The organism is Shewanella sp. A22, from assembly GCF_053850585.1.
Window position 1 is genome coordinate 1 of record NZ_JBSQBN010000087.1, and the last position, 20,014, is coordinate 20,014.

General features: G+C 41.1%; 17 protein-coding genes and 4 tRNA genes. 6 read left to right on the plus strand and 15 right to left on the minus strand.

Translation table 11 applies throughout. The annotated features are described in order from the left end of the window. Positions 1-343: 343 nt before the first annotated feature. From secF to ACWXWT_RS14625, 6 genes are all read right to left on the minus strand, one after another. Positions 344-1,291 carry a protein translocase subunit SecF gene (secF, locus tag ACWXWT_RS14600; RefSeq protein ID WP_456042310.1) on the minus strand — a complete coding sequence of 316 codons (948 nt, stop codon included), beginning with the start codon at positions 1,289-1,291 and terminating at the stop codon, positions 344-346. A gap of 14 nt (positions 1,292-1,305) precedes the next feature. Next, positions 1,306-3,156, minus strand: coding sequence for a protein translocase subunit SecD (gene secD / locus ACWXWT_RS14605; RefSeq protein WP_456042311.1), 1,851 nt, complete (start codon positions 3,154-3,156; stop codon positions 1,306-1,308). Between the two features lie 18 nt (positions 3,157-3,174). Continuing rightward, on the minus strand, positions 3,175-3,507 hold the full coding sequence (yajC, locus tag ACWXWT_RS14610) for a preprotein translocase subunit YajC (protein ID WP_456042312.1): 333 nt from the start codon (positions 3,505-3,507) through the stop codon (positions 3,175-3,177). A gap of 25 nt (positions 3,508-3,532) precedes the next feature. Next, positions 3,533-4,657 (minus strand): tRNA guanosine(34) transglycosylase Tgt, encoded by a 1,125-nt coding sequence (gene tgt, locus ACWXWT_RS14615; RefSeq protein ID WP_456042313.1) that lies wholly within the window; start codon positions 4,655-4,657, stop codon positions 3,533-3,535. A gap of 142 nt (positions 4,658-4,799) precedes the next feature. Next, positions 4,800-5,840, minus strand: a complete 1,041-nt coding sequence (gene queA, locus ACWXWT_RS14620; protein ID WP_456042314.1) for a tRNA preQ1(34) S-adenosylmethionine ribosyltransferase-isomerase QueA — start codon at positions 5,838-5,840, stop codon at positions 4,800-4,802. Positions 5,841-5,908: 68 nt separating this feature from the next. Continuing rightward, the gene (locus ACWXWT_RS14625) at positions 5,909-6,097 is read right to left on the minus strand and encodes a hypothetical protein (protein ID WP_456042315.1); all 189 of its coding nucleotides are present in this window, start codon (positions 6,095-6,097) and stop codon (positions 5,909-5,911) included. Positions 6,098-6,285: 188 nt separating this feature from the next. Between ACWXWT_RS14625 and ACWXWT_RS14630 the strand changes: the two genes are divergently transcribed. The 3 genes from ACWXWT_RS14630 to ACWXWT_RS14640 all read left to right on the plus strand — a co-directional run bounded on the left by ACWXWT_RS14630 (position 6,286) and on the right by ACWXWT_RS14640 (position 8,287). Continuing rightward, entirely contained in the window at positions 6,286-6,882 is a 597-nt protein-coding gene (locus ACWXWT_RS14630; RefSeq protein ID WP_456042316.1) for an acyl carrier protein phosphodiesterase, read from the plus strand. Positions 6,883-6,910: 28 nt separating this feature from the next. Continuing rightward, the gene (locus ACWXWT_RS14635; protein WP_456042317.1) at positions 6,911-7,492 is read left to right on the plus strand and encodes a redoxin domain-containing protein; all 582 of its coding nucleotides are present in this window, start codon (positions 6,911-6,913) and stop codon (positions 7,490-7,492) included. 141 nt (positions 7,493-7,633) lie between these two features. Then, positions 7,634-8,287 (plus strand): pseudouridine synthase, encoded by a 654-nt coding sequence (locus ACWXWT_RS14640; protein WP_456042318.1) that lies wholly within the window; start codon positions 7,634-7,636, stop codon positions 8,285-8,287. 74 nt (positions 8,288-8,361) lie between these two features. Here the strand turns inward: ACWXWT_RS14640 and sstT are convergent, their stop codons facing one another. The 6 genes from sstT to ACWXWT_RS14670 all read right to left on the minus strand — a co-directional run bounded on the left by sstT (position 8,362) and on the right by ACWXWT_RS14670 (position 15,167). After that, on the minus strand, positions 8,362-9,603 hold the full coding sequence (gene sstT, locus ACWXWT_RS14645) for a serine/threonine transporter SstT (protein ID WP_456042319.1): 1,242 nt from the start codon (positions 9,601-9,603) through the stop codon (positions 8,362-8,364). Between the two features lie 472 nt (positions 9,604-10,075). Beyond that, complete coding sequence (locus tag ACWXWT_RS14650) at positions 10,076-10,978, minus strand: chemotaxis protein (protein ID WP_456042320.1); 903 nt, start codon at positions 10,976-10,978, stop codon at positions 10,076-10,078. 259 nt (positions 10,979-11,237) lie between these two features. Further along, the gene (locus ACWXWT_RS14655; RefSeq protein WP_456042321.1) at positions 11,238-11,717 is read right to left on the minus strand and encodes a protein-tyrosine phosphatase family protein; all 480 of its coding nucleotides are present in this window, start codon (positions 11,715-11,717) and stop codon (positions 11,238-11,240) included. Positions 11,718-11,728: 11 nt separating this feature from the next. Then, positions 11,729-13,015 (minus strand): DEAD/DEAH box helicase, encoded by a 1,287-nt coding sequence (locus ACWXWT_RS14660; protein ID WP_456042322.1) that lies wholly within the window; start codon positions 13,013-13,015, stop codon positions 11,729-11,731. A gap of 69 nt (positions 13,016-13,084) precedes the next feature. Then, positions 13,085-13,633, minus strand: a complete 549-nt coding sequence (locus tag ACWXWT_RS14665) for a methylated-DNA--[protein]-cysteine S-methyltransferase (RefSeq protein WP_456042323.1) — start codon at positions 13,631-13,633, stop codon at positions 13,085-13,087. A 1-nt stretch (position 13,634) separates the two neighbouring features. Beyond that, positions 13,635-15,167, minus strand: coding sequence for a DNA-3-methyladenine glycosylase 2 family protein (locus ACWXWT_RS14670; RefSeq protein ID WP_456042324.1), 1,533 nt, complete (start codon positions 15,165-15,167; stop codon positions 13,635-13,637). A gap of 224 nt (positions 15,168-15,391) precedes the next feature. Here ACWXWT_RS14670 and ACWXWT_RS14675 point away from each other — a divergent pair, with 224 nt between their 5' ends. Beyond that, complete coding sequence (locus ACWXWT_RS14675; protein WP_456042325.1) at positions 15,392-17,221, plus strand: ABC transporter ATP-binding protein; 1,830 nt, start codon at positions 15,392-15,394, stop codon at positions 17,219-17,221. Between the two features lie 490 nt (positions 17,222-17,711). Here the strand turns inward: ACWXWT_RS14675 and ACWXWT_RS14680 are convergent. The 3 genes from ACWXWT_RS14680 to ACWXWT_RS14690 all read right to left on the minus strand — a co-directional run bounded on the left by ACWXWT_RS14680 (position 17,712) and on the right by ACWXWT_RS14690 (position 18,014). Then, a tRNA-Val gene (locus ACWXWT_RS14680) sits at positions 17,712-17,787 on the minus strand. 33 nt (positions 17,788-17,820) lie between these two features. Continuing rightward, positions 17,821-17,896 (minus strand) — tRNA-Val (locus tag ACWXWT_RS14685). Between the two features lie 42 nt (positions 17,897-17,938). After that, positions 17,939-18,014: transfer RNA gene (locus tag ACWXWT_RS14690), tRNA-Val, on the minus strand. Positions 18,015-18,273: 259 nt separating this feature from the next. Between ACWXWT_RS14690 and gltX the strand changes: the two genes are divergently transcribed. Next, positions 18,274-19,683 (plus strand): glutamate--tRNA ligase, encoded by a 1,410-nt coding sequence (gene gltX, locus ACWXWT_RS14695; protein ID WP_456042326.1) that lies wholly within the window; start codon positions 18,274-18,276, stop codon positions 19,681-19,683. A 102-nt stretch (positions 19,684-19,785) separates the two neighbouring features. Further along, positions 19,786-19,861, plus strand: a tRNA-Ala gene (locus ACWXWT_RS14700). Positions 19,862-20,014: the final 153 nt, after the last annotated feature.

The following is a 20,014-nucleotide window of genomic DNA, read 5'->3' on the forward strand; positions in this document are numbered from 1 at the left end:
TGCTGTAGGCAAGGCAGATGATTGAAGCGAATAGTGATTCTCGGTAACAAGCTCCTGCGTTACTCTACCTCCAGCATCCATGCAGTCGTATTTTGAAAGCATCTAACGAAGCATAAAGGACTTTGAACCCCGCCAGAATGGAGTCTCACAGGTATTCCACTTCTGTGTTACATCGATTTAAAAGGGAGCAACCATTTCTACATCAATGTGCCTTGAATTGAAAAACCTGAGAGACTCTGAACTGACCAGATATTTAATGAGATTGGTATAATACCAATTCCATAAAAAAAGAAACCCCAGCACGGCTGAGGTTTTTTAGTGATTGATGATTAATAGTAATGTATTAAGGCATCATTGAAGGTTGATCTGCACCTTCTTTCTCAATCTCTACCGGTAGCATATGCTCACGGTTAATACCCAATTTAATGGCTAAATAACTTGCCACGTAAATAGATGAGTATGTACCCACAAAAATACCCAATAACAATGCAGTCGCAAAACCATGGATCATTGTGCCGCCTTTTAAAAACAGCGCAATAACGGTAATTAATGTTGTACCTGTAGTAATAACAGTACGACTCATAGTTTGAGTAATTGAAGTGTTAACTATCTCTCTAGGGGTACCTTTACGCATTTTAAGAAAGTTTTCACGAATACGGTCATATACCACAATAGTATCGTTAAGTGAGTAACCAACAACCGTTAATAAGCCTGCTAATACAGTCAAATCAAACTCAAGCTGTAAAACGGAAAAGACCCCTAAGGTGACAATAACGTCATGAGCTAATGCTGCAACAGAACCTGCTGCTAAACGCCATTCAAAACGAAATGAAACGTAAATTAGAATACAAATAAGCGCAACAATAACGGCTAAACCGCCTTGTTCCGCTAACTCTTTGCCTACTTGTGGCCCAACAAATTCAACTCGCTTTTGAACCACGCCTGCATCAATTGATTGTGCTGCGGTTAAAACAGCAGCAACTTGGTCATCACTTTTCAACTCATTTCTTACTGGTAGACGAACTAACACGTCGTGGCTTGAACCAAAGTTCTGTACCACAGCCCCTTCAGCTTCATCAGTCGTCATTGTTGCACGTAAAGCATTTAAGTCGACAGGAGTTGAAAACTCCATTTCAACAACCGTTCCGCCAGTAAAATCAAGACCCCAGTTAATGCCTTGTACCCCAAGCGACACAAAAGAGGCAATCACTAAAATCATCGACATGATGCTGATAGGCAATGCATGGCGAAGGAAGTCGACGGTCTTCTTTACTGAAAATATCTGTAACATAATCAACTTCTCCCTTAGATAGACAATGACTTAACGCGCTTACCACCCCAAACCGCATTCACGATTGAGCGTGTACCAACAATGGCTGTAAACATCGAAGTCGCAATACCTATCATTAAGGTAACTGCAAAACCTTTCACCGCACCGGTACCGACAGCAAACAAAATTAATGCTGTCATAAAGGTAGTAATGTTGGCATCGGCAATGGTTGAGAATGCATTTCCATAACCTTCATGGATAGCTTGTTGAACACTGCGGCCGGCTAATAATTCTTCACGGATACGTTCAAATATAAGTACGTTACCATCTACCGCCATACCCACAGTGAGTACCATACCTGCAATACCTGGTAAGGTTAACACTGCTCCTGGGATCATCGACATTACACCAACAACCATGATGAGATTTGCTAACAATGCAAGGTTGGCAATAAAACCAAATGCTCGGTAGTAAATCATCATAAAGACAAGCACTACAACCATTCCCCATACCATTGCTTGAACACCATTTTGGATGTTTTCAGCACCTAGGCTTGGACCAATGGTTCTTTCTTCTACAATCGTCACTGGTGCAATCAGCGCACCGGCACGTAACAGTAATGCTAAACTTTGAGCTTCAGTATGTTCAAGACCAGTAATCACAAAATTACGACCTAAACGAGCCTGAATCGTTGCAACCGAAATAACCTCTTCAATCTTGGTCATTTTGACTGTGCCATCAGGATTACGATTACCACTGTCTTTATATTCAATAAACAATGTTGCCATTGGTTTACCGATATTGTCTTTGGTCACGTTAGAGAAAATCGAGCCGCCTTTTGCGTCAAGATTAATCGCTACCTGTGGACGACTGTATTGGTCAAAAGTCGGTTGCGCACCCGTAATGTGATCACCGGTCAACATGACTTCTTTTTTCAGTACAACAATGCCGCCTTCACGGCGTTGATACACTTCTGCACCTGCGGGGACACGACCATTGGCAGCAGCACTGACATCAGCTTTATCATCAACCATGCGAAATTCAATTGATGCTGTAGCACCTAAAATTTCTTTTGCTCGAGCAGTGTCTTGTACACCAGGCAGTTCAACAATAATGCGCTCAGCGCCTTGACGTTGAACGACTGGCTCCGCAACACCTAGTTCGTTAACACGGTTACGAATAGTGGTAATGTTTTGCTGTAATGCTTCTTCTTTAATTTGCTTAAGATAAACATCACTCATGGTCGCAAGCAACATAAACTCACTGCCACTGCTTGCATCGGTATACACCATGTCATTACTGCGGGTTTTTAAATAAGCCTCAGCTTGATCGACCGTTTCAGCATCTCGAAACTTGATCGCAATACCTTTGGGGGTTTTACGAATACCAGCATAACGAATTTTCTCTTCACGAAGCTGGCTACGGAAATCCGCTATTTTAGCTTCTTCCATTTTACGAATAGCTTCGCCCATATCCACTTCCATTAAGAAGTGAACACCACCACGTAAATCCAAACCTAGCTTCATTGGTGTACCACCAACAGCTTCAAGCCATTCTGGGGTCGCCGGAGCTAAATTTAATGCAACAGTATATTTTTGACCAAGTTGTTCAGCGATAGCTTCTTTTGCCACCAGCTGCTGCTCAGGATTTTGCACCCTAATCAATAGCTGGCCACCTTCAAGCTCGGCACGCTTTATGGCAATACCCTTACTTTCTAATAGATCAACGACCATCGATTGCGTCGACGTTGTCACTTCTGCGCCGCGAGTGGCGACAATCTGCACGGCATGATCTTCACCAAACAGATTGGGAATTGCATAAAAACCACCAATGGCGATGATAAGCACCACCATGATGTTTTTCCACATTGGGTATTTATTTAACACACCATAGCCCTCTTGGCTTTATAACGACTGAATAGAACCTTTAGGCAATACCGCTGCGATGTAATCCTTTTTAATCGTGATTTGGTTATTATCATTAATGGCTAATAATACATAATCACTTTCTTCACCGATTTTGGTCACTTTACCAAGAATGCCACCACTGGTTAAGACTTCATCACCTTTTGAGATAGAAGCCATTAAATTTTTGTGTTCTTTAACGCGCTTTGATTGTGGACGGAAAATCATGAAGTAAAAAATTAACCCAAACATGACTAGCATGAAAATTAATTGCATGGTTTCGCCACCGGCAGCGCCAGCCATTGGGCTTGCATAAGCATTTGAAATAAACATAGTTCTCTCTTCTTATTGGCTAAAATTAATCGACTAACTCAGGCACTTCACGACCAAGACTGGTATAGAATTCCTTAACAAAGGCGTCTAATGTACCTGTCTCAATAGCGCCGCGCAAACCTTCCATCAACATTTGGTAATAACGTAAATTGTGAATGGTGTTTAAACGCGCACCTAAAATTTCATTACAACGATCTAAATGGTACAAATATGCACGTGAATAGTTTTTACAAGTGTAACAATCACACTTGGCATCTAATGGAGATGTGTCATCACGGTGACGTGCATTACGAATTTTAATGACACCTTCACTGGTGAACAAATGGCCATTACGCGCATTTCGCGTTGGCATCACACAATCAAACATATCGACACCGCGGCGAACCCCTTCAACTAAATCTTCAGGTTTACCTACGCCCATTAAATAGCGAGGCTTATCCGCAGGGATTTGTGGACAAACGTGCTCTAAAATGCGGTGCATGTCGGCTTTAGGTTCTCCGACAGCTAAGCCACCTACGGCATAACCATCAAAGCCAATATCAACAAGCCCCTTTACACTTTCATCACGTAAGTCTTCGTATACTCCACCTTGAATAATACCAAACAAAGAATTTGGATTTTCTAAACGGTCAAACTCATCACGTGAGCGTTTAGCCCAACGCAGTGACATTTGCATCGACTTACGCGCTTCATCATGTGTTGCTGGATACGGTGTACATTCATCAAAAATCATCACAACGTCAGAGCCTAAAGAGTCCTGAATTTGCATTGATTTTTCTGGGTCTAAGAAAATCTTTTCACCATTAATGGGTGAACGGAAATGCACACCTTCTTCAGTGATTTTACGAATATCCCCCAAACTAAACACCTGAAACCCACCCGAATCAGTTAAAATTGGACGTTGCCAATTCATAAAGTCATGCAAGTCACCATGCTTACGCATGATTTCTTCGCCTGGACGTAACCACAAATGAAAGGTATTACCCAATAAAATGTCGGCGCCAGTGGCTCGCACTTCTTCAGGGGTCATCCCTTTTACCGTACCGTAAGTTCCCACAGGCATAAATGCAGGCGTTTCTACAGTACCACGGTCAAAAATAAGTCGTCCACGACGTGCACGACCGTCTGTTGTGTCTAATTCAAATTTCATAAATCACCTTGCCAGATAAACAGTCTGACTTGTTTAGCTTCTATAATAATGAGGGCAAATTTTAATGCTTCAAGGTTACCGGCACATTAAATCAAAAAAACGCCCACTATTGTGGGCGAGTATTTTAAATCAAATTCATTGTTTAGGGGGCTTTTTTTGTCACAAACATGGCATCACCGTAACTAAAAAAGCGATATTTCTGCGTAATGGCATGTTGATAGGCGTTCATTACCTCTCCAAAACCAGCAAAAGCACTTAACAGCATGATTAATGTCGATTCAGGCAAGTGAAAATTGGTCACCATCGCATCAATTATTTTAAATTGATATCCGGGATAAATAAAAATATCAGTATCACCACTAAAGGCGTTAAGTGGACCATCACCACTTGCGCAAGCCGCACTTTCAAGTGAACGAACCGATGTGGTACCAACTGCAACCACACGATGGCCATTTGCTTTAGTTTGCGCAATAAGTTCAACCACATCTTGCGAAACATTAGCCCACTCGGAATGCATCTTGTGCTCAAGAATATTATCGACCCGAACAGGTTGAAATGTTCCAGCACCGACATGCAAAGTCACAAAAGCAATATTGACACCTTTAGCTTTTAATTGAGCCAACATTGCATCATCAAAGTGTAATCCAGCTGTTGGTGCAGCGACGGCTCCGGGAGTTTGGTTATATACCGTTTGATAACGTTCTTTATCAGCATCTTCATCAGGACGGTCAATATAAGGTGGCAGAGGCATATGCCCAACCTCCTCAAGTACTTCTAATACTGTTTTATCTGACATTAGCTCAAGCTCAAACAACGCATCATGACGAGCCAACATTTTCATTTGATATCCGCCATCTAAGTCAATTAACGCATCAACTTTAGGCGATTTTGAGCTACGAATATGAGCTAAGATACGTTTATCATCAAGCATGCGTTCAACGAGAATTTCAAGCTTGCCACCTGTAGACTTTTGGCCGAATAAACGTGCCGGTATTACTCTGGTGTTATTAAACACCATCAAGTCTCCAGGGTTAATCAAATTGAATAAATCCGTGAATTGTTTGTCGGCAAGCTCACCGTTTTCGCCACTTAATGTGAGTAAACGCGAGGCATTGCGTTGTGCAGTTGGATAACGAGCAATAAGCTCATCTGGTAGGTCGAATGAAAAATCTGCAACGCGCATAGTATGATCTCAACAGTAAAAACGGCCGCTAGTCTATGGCGAGCGCAAATTAAGATCAAGTTTACTGATTATTTTGTCGGCTTATGTTCTGTAGGCTCAGTGTCAATATCATCTCGTTCAGAGGTATCTGACTTTGCAGAGTCCAAAATATCACTCGATTTATATGAATGTTCTTCATACCGCATATCGATGTGCACTTTATTTCTCTTTGGTGTAATCGGTCTACCCAATAACTTTTTAATCCACTCTTTCATCATCCTTGACCCTTTAAATTAATCCTATACCCTTTAACGGCACTTACGCTTATCACAACGATGATGGTGAATACTCAATGACATTTATCTGTAAAACGTTATGATTAACTTCGCACCCTAGCAACGTTGTAACGCTTTGTTACAAACGGCTAGTATCATACTGTAAAATAATAAAATTAGAAGTATAATTTATGAACTTTTTAGCTCACTTACATTTAGCCGACATCAGCAATACTCACCTAGTAGCTAATTTGTCCGGTGATTTCGCAAAAGGTAACATAGACCGACACCCTAAACATTTGCAACAAGGTATATGGCTTCATCGCCAGATAGATCAAATAACTGATAATCATGAAATTATTATAGACTTACTCAAGCTATTTCCAAAAACCTCACGTCGCGTAGCACCTGTACTGATAGATCTCGTATTTGATCATTATCTAGCATTTTATTGGGAAGAGTATCATCACCAACCATTGGATGAATTCTGCCAAAAAGCATACCATCAACTGAGTACAACACTTGAACTTCCCCCAAGCTTACAAGCTATCGCGCCTCAAATCATCCAACAAGACTGGTTAAGCAGTTACCAAACAAGACAAGGATTAGAGCAAGCCATAAAAGGGATTAGCCGCCGCTTATCAAAACCTGAACTGTTTGATAATGCCATTAACGATATTGATCAGATTTATATTGAGATTGAAATTGCATTTAGAACCTTTTATCCACAATTGATGGCTTATAGTCGAATTTACAGCCGTAAAACCCCTGCCGAATATTTACCTTAACATTGGCTTTCCATGGATGCTTGCAAACATGAAGTTATGGTTAGCTAACCTAAAAGCCACATTGATATCAAGAGAGTTTTGGCTATCTAGCCTACGCGATATAATAATCTTCGGACTTGTAATGTTCATTCTTGCGAGTTACTTACAGCGAGATATGCGAACAGGCGTAGCAACACCCATTAACGCCCTTACCATTAATAAGAAACCAATATCTTTGTTTAACTCTGGATCTGCTGATACAAAAGAGCATATAGGCCAAAATGATAAACCCACTTTAATTTATTTTTGGGGGACCTGGTGTCCTGTATGCCGCATCACCTCACCAATGGTGGACTTAGTTAACCTAAAGCAAGATTATCAAGTGGTTTCCATCGCTGTCGCTTCTGGTACCAATGTAGACATTAATGCTTTTATGCAACAACATCATTATCACTTTGATGTGATCAATCAACACAATCAGTCTCAAACAATATCATTTAGCCAGCAATGGGGGGCAATGGCTTTGCCTGCTATTTATATTGTTGATACTAATAATGATATTCGTTTTGTAACCTCGGGAGTTACAAGCCATTGGGGAATGTCATTGCGGTTGTGGTTAGCCACTTGGTAAAGCGGCCATGACTATACCGTAGGTCAATAATTGGTTTTTCGTTATGAGTTAAACTTTGTTATTATTCGCGACTGAAGTATGCGCGACGTTTATTGATAACTCATCAATATCTCCCCACTAAATCCAAGAGAACACTTACTAATGCACATCTTTACTTATCAACCGCCATCAATTCCATGGTTAGATATACGCTATAAAGACCGTGACATTATCGTCATCAATAAACCTTCAGGTCTATTATCGAATCCTGGTCGTTCGCCTGAAACTCACGATACGGCAATAACCCGTTTGCAACAATGCTATCCAGAAGCCATTCTGATCCATCGCTTAGATTGTGACACCTCTGGAATCTTGATTTTTGCTCGTACGAAAAAAGCAGAATCTCATTTAAAAATTCAATTTCAAAATCGTCAAGCCAAAAAAGTGTATATTGCCGAAGTCATGGGACACGTCAGTGAACAACAAGGCAAAGTCAATTTCGCACTGGGTCCTAATCCTGACTTCCCCCCCTTCCAAATGCTTACTGACTCAGGTAAAGCGGCGTTGACCTACTTTCAAGTGCTTGAATACCGCGCGCAGTCAACCTTAATGGAACTTAAACCACATACAGGTCGCACTCATCAACTTAGGGTTCATATGCTTGCGCTAGGACACGCCATTTTGGGAGATGAATTCTATGGCGATGCAGAGACAATTAATGCCAGTAAGCGCTTAAACCTACATGCGCAATCGCTCACGATTACCCACCCTTACAGCCAAGTCGAAATGACCTTTTCTAGCCCACATCCGTTTTAATATCACACTAATTTATACCTATTAGACAAAAAAATGCCGGCACAACCGCCGGCATCTCTTCAACAACCATATATTTAACTGACTTGAGCTTCTTGTTTGGCCTCTTTAGCTTCAGCCGCTTCACATGCTGCTGCAGTAAATATCACATCAGTAGAGCTATTTAATGCTGTTTCAGCAGAATCTTGGATTACTCCAATAATAAAACCAACAGCCACAACTTGCATCGCAATATCATTAGAAATACCAAACAAGCTACATGCTAATGGAATTAATAATAGTGAACCACCAGCAACACCAGACGCACCACACGCAGACACTGACGCTATCACACTCAATAGTAGAGCGGTAAAAAAGTCAACTTGAATACCCAACGTATGTGCCGCAGCTAAGGTCAATACCGTTATGGTAATCGCTGCGCCGCCCATATTAATTGTGGCGCCTAATGGAATAGACACTGAGTACGTGTCTTTATGCAATTTAAGTTCTTCGCACAACGCCATATTGACCGGAATATTAGCTGCACTTGAACGAGTAAAAAATGCCGTTACACCGCTTTCACGTAAACATTTAAACACCAGCGGATAAGGGTTACGTTTAATTTTGACATACACAATAATAGGGTTAATAACCAACGCAATAAATAGCATGGAGCCCACAAGTACCATCAATAATTGGCCATAACCGGCAAGAGCATCGAAGCCTGTTTCAGCAAATGTCGCGGCCACTAATCCAAAAATACCAATTGGTGCAAGACGGATTACGAAGCGGACAATGTTAGATACAGCATCGCTAACATCAGACAGCATCCGTTTAGTACTATCACCAGCATGGTGCATGGTGATACCTAATCCTGCACCCCAGACTAAAATACCAATATAATTGCCGGTTAATAATGCGTTAACAGGATTATCGACAATTTTGAATAATAGAGTATTAATCACTTCTCCAATCCCTTGAGGAGGATTAGAGCCTTCGACACCTGTGGTTAACAATAAGGTTGTTGGAAATGCAAAACTAAATAAAACTGCAGTTAATGCTGCGGCAAGGGTTCCAAAAAGATATAGTCCAATAATAGGACGCATATTGGTTTGACTATTTTTCTTTTGATTAGCAATCGATGATGCGACCAAAACAAACACGAGTATCGGTGCAATGGCTTTTAAAGCCCCCACAAACAGTGCCCCTAAAAAAGCCACATTATTGGCACCCGCTGTTGAAATACTTGCCAGAATCACACCCAAAATGATTCCGCTAATAATTTGTAGCACAAGGCTTCCATTAGCAATACGAGCTAACAGTGATGTTTTTTGATTCATTGCTTAACCTATGATTATTATATTTATGGCTTTGTCTATAAAGTAGACACTTATCGTTAATCAAATTGTTTAACTATTGTGGTTATATGCCCTAAAAGAGCACGACACAACTTGTGCTCGCCCCATCAGAACATGTTCACCAGTCATCATTAAACGCTTCTTTTTGTAAATATGCTTATTGGGAGGATCAGAATCTCACCTTGGCAATACGTTAAATCAATCAGCTTATTGCAATAAATAGAGTTTGTTTCCCGTAATAGCCTTCTCTCGTGAACAACTACCATGCCGAACACAACTAAAGCCTTGTAGCTATATATCAGGATGCCACATCATAAGTCTAGTGTTGAGTTTAAATGAATAAAAAAATTACCCAGTGTTCGTTAAATAAACACAATTATCGGAATGTTAAATAAATTGAAACGAGGTTGTTAAACATAATTAACACCGCATCGTGTTTAACTAATCTCTAAACTTAAACTGTCTCTATTGCCTCAGCACCTCTTAACATAGCTTCAATTAACTCTTTGGCGTCAAATTTGGTGAGAGCTTCATTCGCACCAACTTGCTTAGCTTGGCTAACGCTAATTTCACTTGATAACGAAGTATGTAGAATAATATATGCATGTTCAATCACAGGGTCGTTCTTAACCTCAAAGGCCAACTCATACCCGTCAAGTCCTGGCATTTCAATATCACTCACTAGTATGTCTATCGGCATTTTATCTGCCGCAGCCTGTTTCATAATTTCTAGTGCATCGCGACCATCTGCCGTCACTTGGTAAGGTATATTAATCGAATCAAGTGCATCGGATAATTGTTTACGGGCCACTTTAGAATCATCAACCAATAAAATATGCAGAGGTTTTAATTTTTCACGCTGAACGTCTGTAAGTATCGCCCGATTAGAAATAGGATCGCTCGGAAATATTTTCGACAATAACAATTCAACATCCAGTAATTGGACTAATTGATCATCAAAACGGGTGACACCTGTTAAGAAAGCATTCTTACCTAAACTGCCTGAAGGAGCTTCAATATTACGCCAATTACATTCAATGATTTTATCAATTGCGCGAACTAAAAAACCTATGACCATCCTCTGACAATCAGTAATGATGATATAACAATCTTTACGTTCTTGTTCACTAACGGGTTTGTACCCAATAGAAGCCGCCATATCGATAACAGGAATGGTCATCCCACGGATAGTGGCGGCACCAAGAATAGAGGGGTGAGAATGCGGAATTTTAGTGAGAGGGGTATATGGTACGAGTTCCCGAATTTTTAAAGTGCCTAAAGCAAACAGTTGTGTTTGGTTCAACTTAAACAGCAATAGACCTTGCGATTGATTTGCTTTACTCGTTTTCGGACTCATTGTTACCCCTTCATCTGAAGACTGAAATCAAGCTCATTATAGCATTTATCGTCAGAACTTAGATTAGCTTTAGTGGTCTATTTTATCGTCAAATATCATTATAAATCACAAAATTAGTAATTCATCCGATAGATAGCTAGCATTTATACCATCTGACACTCAATAATCAACCAACAAATGTCCCCTAAAAACAGCAAAGGGAAACAATGATTTATTCATTGTCTCCCTCTAAAACGATAACACTCAGCGTGTAACTTAATCAGTTTGAAGTAGATTGAAGTTCGTAAAGTACGTCATAAACAAATTGGTCCCACCCCTCAGCATCGAACGCTAAACCACTGGCATTACGCACTTGGCTAACGGCATGTAAAGGTGCTGCACCATTTACCATCATATAGTACGCCATCACCATTTCGGTGCGATTAATACCTGAACGGCAGTGTAATAATACAGGCAGTTCTTCGCTTTCACACTCACGAATAAAGCCTAACACCTGAGGTAATATTTCTGCACAAATGGCTACATCTTGTGGCTTAGGAGGAATATTGTCAGGCAAGTTAAACACTTTATGACGAAAGCCTAATTCAGCCATCTCATTCGTATCACAACCTTCAGCATTGTTTAATGATGCTATCGCACCAAATCCGGCTTGTTTGAACTCAGTCAAATCCCATGAATTTTTATTTGGGCCACTGCGCCCTGCAATTTGCCCATCAACTAACCAAAAAATATGTTTCATATTACCTACTACTAATCTGACTTTTTAGCCCAAATATCAACATTAATTGGGGATAATTTTTTACGTTTCTTCTTACCTGTGCCTTCAGGTTTCGCAACAGGTTTAGGTTGCTCTATAACATGCTCAGGCATACCTTCGTCGGCCTCAAACCCATTAATTTGCTCACGTTCAAGACGAATTTTATTCTTTTTTTCAATTACTGAGAAGTGATGATACTCATCATGCGATAACAAGGTCAATGCTAAACCCACCTCTCCTGCACGACCACTTCGGCCGATGCGATGCATATAATCTGCTGGACTGCGCGGTAAGTCAAAATTAATTACTACTGGCAGTTTTTCTATGTCTAAACCACGTGCAGCTATATCCGTTGCAATAAGCACTTGAATGGCTCCAACTTTAAAACTTTCAAGCACTCGACTACGGGCGCCTTGGGCTTTATCACCATGAAATACTTCTGCTGTAATACCACGCTTAGCCAGTTTTTGCGCTAAATGGTTACAACCATTTTTAGCGCTGACAAAAATCAACACTTGACGCCATTGATGCTCTAACAGTAAATGCGCAAGCAAAGCGGTTTTTTTCTCACGGTTGACGGTCATCACTCGTTGTACAAGCGTGCTTGCTTCTGCGCTTTGTAATTGTACTTCAAGTGGGGTAACTAACAAGGCATGAGTTAACTGGCGGACCTCTTCTGGGAACGTAGCCGAAAACAATAATGTCTGTTTCTTTTTAGGCAACAAATTAAGTAGCTGTGATATTTCCTCAGTAAAGCCAAGACTTAACATCCGGTCTGCTTCATCCAACACTAGTGTGGTTACTTGAGACAACTTTACTGCATTCGATGACACTAGGTCTAGCAGTCGCCCTGGCGTAGCCACAATAACGTCTGCACCACCACGTAAGGCAAGCATTTGCGTATTAACAGACACACCACCAAAAGCAGCAACGACTTTAATATCGCCATTTAAATGCACAGCATAAGATTTGAAACTATCAGCAACTTGCTTGGCTAACTCTCGCGTTGGCACTAAAACTAATGCACTGACATTATTGCCCTTAGATGCTGTTCGCGACGTTTTAGTGAGTAAGTGTTGTAAAATAGGCAGAGCAAACGCTGCCGTTTTACCCGAACCGGTATTAGCGCCAGCCAAAAGATCTTTACCGGCTAAAATACTCGGAATGGTTTCTGCTTGAATAGGGGTAGGCTGAGTGTAATTTAGCTCTGCCAATCTTGCCAACAATGGAGAATGCAGGCCAAACTCAGCGAATGTCGTTGCCAATGAAGCTTGGGTCATGTATCAAATGTGCTCTAAAAATGGGTGTCAATCGAACATTTTACCGCACTTTACCACCACAGTCAGAATTTATTCGACGCCTTCTAAATTCAGTAGCCATTGTTTCATCTCAAGCCCGTAAGCATAACCAGTGAGTTTACCGCCCTTACCTATTACACGATGACATGGCACAATAATCGCTATGGGGTTAGCGCCGTTTGCAGCCCCAACAGCTCTAACCGCTTTAGGTCGGCCAATCGTATTAGCAATATCGCTGTAACTGCAGTTTTCTCCAAAAGGTAACTGACTTAACGCTTGCCACACCTCTTGCTGAAATTGTGTCCCCTTGGGCGCTAACGCAACCGAAAACTGCTTTCTGTTACCGGCAAAATATTCACTTAATTGTGCAGTGGTAATGTTAATATGCTGTAAAGCCTTATATTCAAGTTGCTCATTATTTATGGGATCGGAACTGGTTGTCAAAGTGAGCGATGATTGAATCGATACTTCAGCATTTATTGTAGTTAAGTCATAAACTTGTAAATGGGTTAACCCATGTTCCGATGCCTTAAGTGAAAGTAAACCGACAGGACTTGTAACAATAGATTGGATTAAAGGTGCAGTAATTATTGGCATCATTTTATTCTTGTGTTGAGTTCAGCGGATCTTGATCCCATAGCTGAAACGTTAAATAACTGCCCCAAGGGCTGACTTGTTGACTGATACTTTTGGCGATTTCAGCATAAGACTTGGTGGATTCTATTGGCACATTAGCCAATTGATATAGTGCATAAATTCGATTTTTAATCACTAAATCTGTGGTTAAAAACACATTGGGATCACTCAACCCACGCATTTGAGCGTAAGCCACAGTCCAAGGACCAATGCCTTTAACGTTAAGCCACTCCTGCGGTGTTGAATCGGGATATTTTTCAACGTAATCACCCAGAGCATTAAGCGCCAACTTGCGAGCACCAGGCATTTTTAATTCATCCAATGAAGCACGAGCAATCACGTTTGCCGTTGGAAATAATCGCCATGTTTTACCGTTTATGATGAGCTCAGCGCCATAATGCAGCACTAGTGTATTGAGCAACTTAGTCGCTTGCACCACACTGACTTGCTGCCCAAGTACAGCCCTGCATGCTGCTTCAAACACATTACCCGTTCCCGGGATCCGCAGACCTGTATCCACTTTCGCGCCAAGAGATGAAATGGGGGTTAACGCTTGCTCAATGACCTGCACATCTGCATCAAGGTCAAATATCGACCTGATTTTGATGACAATTTTGTGCAAATGTTTCACGTCTTCTGCGTTAACAAAATAAATGCTGACATCAAGCTGTGCTTTTTTTGCATTCGAACGAGCTGAAAAGGCACCGGTAACACCAAAAAATGAAAAACTTCGCGCATAACTTCCTTGCTCATCAATCATCTCCATGTGCTCGACTTGACGAAAAGCATAAAAGCGATTCATTTTTTGCCAGCTTAGTGGCGGGCGATAAGCTAAGGCTAATTGAATCGGTTTAATTACCGCTACCGATTTGTCTTGATTTGTTAATGATGTTTTAGATATGTGGCTTTGCTTGCGTAAATTAGAGGGGCTAAGCATAAGCTCTTGTTTAAAAACTTCATTAAAACGTCGAATACTATTGAAGCCTGCTGCCATAGCAACATTAGTCATTGATAATGATGTTTGATGAATTAGTTGTTTTGCAAACATCAACTGCTGATAAAGCGCAAACCGTTTAGGCGAGGTGCCGACACCTTGATTAAAAAGTTGGCTCAAATATCGGCTGGTAATCCCAAGTCGACCAGCAAGTTCAGTGACGGTTCCGGCATTATCTCCACTTAAAAAACCTTGCTCAATTAACTTTATGGCACGATTTAATGTGGTGTCAGTGCCTCGCCATGCATGCGAACTTGGTGCGCTATCGGGACGACACCTTAGACAAGGTCGCAAACCTGCATTGGCCGCTTTAATGGCAGAATCGAAATAGCGGACGTTTTTTTCATTAGGGGACGGAGCCGGACAGATTGAACGACAATAAATCCCCGTTGTTAGTACTCCGATAAAAAATTGACCATCAAAACGTGCGTCGCGACTAAGCCTAGCCTGCTGGCATACTCTTGCCGTCAGTACGCAGTCTGCTTGATGCTTATCAATTGACATAACTCATTCCTGCAATTGAATAAAAATAAAAAGCACACTGAACATTCATCTTATATTTCTCGCATAACTGGTCATAGCGTTACTTTACCTAAGGCAAAGTACCACACCTAGCGGAAAACGGAACTCAATCGTATTTGAATACGGTAACTATTTAATCCATTACATTTGCCATTTTTACGTTATCCTAAACACCAGAAATCTCACTAACAATGTTAGAGCAATAGATGTTTAAATTTTTTGAATCATTGACCCAAGCTTTACCACCAGAAGAACCGACTCAACCACCTAATTCCCTATATGCATTTTGTCGTCACTATACTAGCGGTTTTGGCTGGCCTTTAATCGTGATGTCATTACTCACGGCAATGCTTGCGATTCTCGAAGTGTCATTATTTGGCTTTATGGGAAAATTAGTTGATTGGTTGGTGACTAAGAACCCACAAACATTATGGCAAGACGAACAAGTAACCTTAATTGGCATGTCCGTCATTGTATTAGTCGTCATTCCACTTTTAGTTTGGTTGCATGCATCGATTGTTTATCAAACCTTGCTTGGCAATTACCCTATGGCCATCCGATGGCAAGCTCACCGTTACTTACTCAAACAAAGTATTTCATTTTATCAAGACGATTTTGCAGGTCGAGTCGCGACAAAGGTAATGCAAACCTCGTTGGCGGTGCGAGAGACCGTCATGAAACTATTAGATGTGCTGATGTACATCCTTATTTACTTCACATCAATGTTAGTAATGATTGCCAGTGCCGATGTGCGCTTAGTGCTGCCAATGTTAGTCTGGTTAGCCGCTTATGTGGCCATTCAGTGGAAGTTAGTTCCTAAGTTAAAAGCTGTCGCGACAGAACAAGCTGATGCTCGCTCGACCATGACAGGTCGAATCGTCGACAGTTACACCAACATTTCAACTGTAAAATTGTTTTCTCATACTAAGCAAGAGGCTGATTACGCACGCGACAGTATGAGCATCTTTTTAAAAACAGTTTACGGTCAAATGCGTTTAGTGACAGTGATAAATGTGTTGGTACAAATCATTAATTACTTATTAGCATTCACGATTACAGCGGTTTCAATATGGTTGTGGTCTGACAGTGCGATTACGGTTGGTGCTATTGCTATCGCGGTGAGTTTAGCGCTGCGTTTAAACGGCATGTCACAATGGATTATGTGGGAAATCAGTTCCTTATTTGAAAACATTGGTACCGTTACCGATGGTATGAACACATTATCAAAGCCCATTGCGATTCAAGATAAAGCCGATGCAAAAGACATTGTGGTTACCCAAGGGAAAATAGATTTCGATCACGTCAGTTTTCATTATGGTGAAAAAACCGGTGTTATCAACGACCTTGACTTACAAATTAAGCCTGGTGAAAAAGTAGGGTTAGTTGGCCGTTCAGGGGCCGGAAAGTCAACTTTAGTGAACTTATTGATGCGTTTCCATGATGTAGAACAAGGGCAAATTCTAATTGATGGCCAGCCATTAACGCACATCACTCAAGATTCTTTACGCGCTAACATTGGTATGGTGACGCAAGATACTTCATTACTGCACCGTTCTATTAGAGAAAATATTCTGTATGGTGATCCGCACGCCAGCGAAGAAAAGCTGATGGCAGCAATCACTCAAGCTCAAGCTTTTGATTTTATTGAAACGCTAACCGATCCATTTGGTAATAAAGGACTAGATGCCCAAGTGGGTGAACGAGGCGTGAAGTTATCTGGTGGTCAACGCCAACGGATTGCCATTGCGAGAGTATTACTTAAAAATGCGCCGATTTTGTTACTAGACGAAGCGACCTCAGCATTAGACTCTGAAGTAGAAGCAGCTATACAAGAGTCTCTATATGAATTGATGGAAGGTAAAACGGTTATCGCTATTGCGCATCGATTATCTACCATTGCCGCAATGGATCGCTTAATTGTATTAGACCAAGGGAGAATTGTAGAGCAAGGTACTCATCAAGAGCTCATTAAGGCCAATGGTATATATTCGCAATTATGGTCTCATCAAACGGGTGGTTTTTTAGGCTTAGGATAAGCATTATATCAATCCTGATTAGAACATGATCTATTTTAGGCTGCGTCACTAGAGCCAGTACAATGAAAATGACTGTAGGTGTAGTCTTTTACATCAAAGTCATTTGAAGCAGTGCTGGGAGGGACATAGCACCGAAGGGCGAATTTATCAAAGTGGTCTTCTTTGTTAGCCTTTCTTACACGTACGACTGCATGGATACAAGAGGTAGAGCAACGCAGGAGCAGTTGCCGAGAACAACTCTGTCTTCAAAAAACTGCCTCGAATACCTCACTGATAATTTTGCTAAAAGAGCAAATTCTAATGCGGATTGGTATTACCCCACCCTAAAAATAATTGACTAATATCACTCTTTATTGAGTGTTTTTTATTGCTATCTACAATGTGGATAAAAGATTTATTGTTCATAAAATGTGATCGTTGTAGTCATTTAGGTGGAATTTAAATGATGATGTAACTAAGAATACTTAGGGAATAAATCAGAAAGGAAATATGGTGGTCGCTACTGGGCTCGAACCAGTGACCCCCTCCTTGTAAGGGAGGTGCTCTCCCAGCTGAGCTAAGCGACCTGGGACTCTACACAACAATAAAATAAAATTACATGGTGGTCGCTACTGGGCTCGAACCAGTGACCCCCTCCTTGTAAGGGAGGTGCTCTCCCAGCTGAGCTAAGCGACCTGGGATGTAATCAACATAAGAATATCTTAATCAATAAAGATATGGTGGTCGCTACTGGGCTCGAACCAGTGACCCCCTCCTTGTAAGGGAGGTGCTCTCCCAGCTGAGCTAAGCGACCTCATGCTGTGTGGGGCCGTATTATAGGCGGCAAGTAAAACCTGTCAACGCTTTTTAATTAAAAAAATGCTAGTCGACCTAAATTTGTTCGCTTTGATGCTTTGTTAAACAAGGAAATTAATATTAAAAATAAATAAAATTTAAAAACTGTTCACGCTTTTAATGTACGCCATTTCAACTACTGGGTTTGGCTGTTAGAATAGCGGCACATTTTTTTGTTTGTCTTTTTTAGACGTTTATAAATAGGTTAGTGTCCGATTATGACTACTAAGACGCGTTTTGCTCCAAGTCCAACTGGTTTTCTTCATGTAGGTGGTGCTCGTACAGCACTTTATTCATGGTTGCACGCACGTGCTAACAATGGTGAATTTGTACTTCGTATTGAAGACACTGATATTGAACGTTCAACTCAAGAAGCATGTGATGCCATTCTTGATGGTATGAACTGGTTAGGGTTGACTTGGGATGAAGGTCCATATTACCAGACTAAGCGTTTTGATCGTTACAACGAAATTATTGAGCAAATGCTAGATAAAGGCACTGCATATAAATGCTATTGCTCGCGTGAACGCATTGAAAGCATGCGCGAAGATCAAGCAGCCCAAGGTTTACAGCAGAAATACGACGGTTGCTGCCGTAACCTAGCTCCTCGTGATACTGACGAGCCGTTTGTTGTGCGCTTTAAAAACCCAATTGAAGGCAGCGTGGTATTTGATGACCATGTTCGTGGCCGTATCGAAATTTCTAACGATATGCTTGATGACTTAATCATCAAACGCACTGATGGTGTACCAACATATAACTTCTGTGTTGTAGTTGATGATTGGGACATGGGCATTACCTGTGTTGTCCGCGGTGAAGACCATATCAACAATACGCCACGTCAAATTAATATTTTAAAAGCATTGGGAGCACCCATTCCAGAATATGCACATGTATCGATGATTTTAGGTGACGATGGTGCCAAACTATCAAAACGTCATGGTGCTGTAGGTGTTATGCAATATCGTGATGATGGGTATTTACCAGAAGCATTATTAAACTACCTTGTTCGTTTGGGTTGGTCTCATGGCGATCAAGAAGTATTTTCAATGGAAGAGTTAAAAACACTATTTAAACTCGATGATATTAACAAAGCAGCATCAGCGTTTAACACTGATAAGCTTATTTGGTTAAATCAACATTACATTAAATCTCTGGATCCCGCTTATGTGGCATCGCATTTACAATGGCACATGGACGATCAAAAAATTGATACCAGTAATGGCCCTGCATTAACTGAAATTGTGACTGCATTATCTGAACGCGCTAAAACATTAAAAGAGTTAGCAGCTTCTAGTCGTTATTTCTATGAAGACTTTGATAACTTCGATGAAGCCCAGGCTAAAAAGCACCTACGTGGTGTAGCAATGGAGCCTTTAACCTTGTTCAATCAAAAGTTAGCAGCAATAACAGGCTGGACAGTTGAAAATATTCATCAAGCAATTGAAGCAACAGCAGCAGATCTTGAGGTGGGTATGGGTAAAGTCGGAATGCCACTACGAGTTGCGGTAACGGGCGCAGGGCAGTCTCCTGCGTTAGACTTAACCTTATATTTAATTGGAAAAGATCGATCTGCACAAAGAATATCCAAAGCGATTGAATTTGTAGCAAATAGAATAAATTCCTAAAAAACGAGTTGACACTTTTGGGTATGCTGCATAGAATGCGCCTCGCAGTTGAGACATGACGTCAGATTTTTCTGGTAGCGTATCCAAAAGCAATTTGTAAGAGGGGCTATAGCTCAGCTGGGAGAGCGCTTCGCTGGCAGTGAAGAGGTCCACGGTTCGATCCCGTGTAGCTCCACCACTTACTGATTAATCTTTAAATAGATAATAGCATTGATGTTTAGCCTACAGACATTAGTGAGTATTCACTCGATACAGAGTATAACGTATCAACTGTGTCCCATTCGTCTAGAAATAGCGCTTAGGACATCGCCCACTTCGGTTTATAAAGAGT

Bases quoted from the DNA above. Each gene is read 5' to 3' on its own strand.
- secF (WP_456042310.1), bottom strand. From the start codon at position 1,291: ATGTTACAGATATTTTCAGTAAAGAAGACCGTCGACTTCCTTCGCCAT.
- yajC (WP_456042312.1), bottom strand. From the start codon at position 3,507: ATGTTTATTTCAAATGCTTATGCAAGCCCAATGGCTGGCGCTGCCGGT.
- tgt (WP_456042313.1), bottom strand. From the start codon at position 4,657: ATGAAATTTGAATTAGACACAACAGACGGTCGTGCACGTCGTGGACGA.
- queA (WP_456042314.1), bottom strand. From the start codon at position 5,840: ATGCGCGTTGCAGATTTTTCATTCGACCTACCAGATGAGCTTATTGCT.
- ACWXWT_RS14625 (WP_456042315.1), bottom strand. From the start codon at position 6,097: ATGATGAAAGAGTGGATTAAAAAGTTATTGGGTAGACCGATTACACCA.
- ACWXWT_RS14630 (WP_456042316.1), top strand. From the start codon at position 6,286: ATGAACTTTTTAGCTCACTTACATTTAGCCGACATCAGCAATACTCAC.
- ACWXWT_RS14635 (WP_456042317.1), top strand. From the start codon at position 6,911: ATGAAGTTATGGTTAGCTAACCTAAAAGCCACATTGATATCAAGAGAG.
- ACWXWT_RS14640 (WP_456042318.1), top strand. From the start codon at position 7,634: ATGCACATCTTTACTTATCAACCGCCATCAATTCCATGGTTAGATATA.
- sstT (WP_456042319.1), bottom strand. From the start codon at position 9,603: ATGAATCAAAAAACATCACTGTTAGCTCGTATTGCTAATGGAAGCCTT.
- ACWXWT_RS14650 (WP_456042320.1), bottom strand. From the start codon at position 10,978: ATGAGTCCGAAAACGAGTAAAGCAAATCAATCGCAAGGTCTATTGCTG.
- ACWXWT_RS14655 (WP_456042321.1), bottom strand. From the start codon at position 11,717: ATGAAACATATTTTTTGGTTAGTTGATGGGCAAATTGCAGGGCGCAGT.
- ACWXWT_RS14660 (WP_456042322.1), bottom strand. From the start codon at position 13,015: ATGACCCAAGCTTCATTGGCAACGACATTCGCTGAGTTTGGCCTGCAT.
- ACWXWT_RS14665 (WP_456042323.1), bottom strand. From the start codon at position 13,633: ATGATGCCAATAATTACTGCACCTTTAATCCAATCTATTGTTACAAGT.
- ACWXWT_RS14670 (WP_456042324.1), bottom strand. From the start codon at position 15,167: ATGTCAATTGATAAGCATCAAGCAGACTGCGTACTGACGGCAAGAGTA.
- ACWXWT_RS14675 (WP_456042325.1), top strand. From the start codon at position 15,392: ATGTTTAAATTTTTTGAATCATTGACCCAAGCTTTACCACCAGAAGAA.
- gltX (WP_456042326.1), top strand. From the start codon at position 18,274: ATGACTACTAAGACGCGTTTTGCTCCAAGTCCAACTGGTTTTCTTCAT.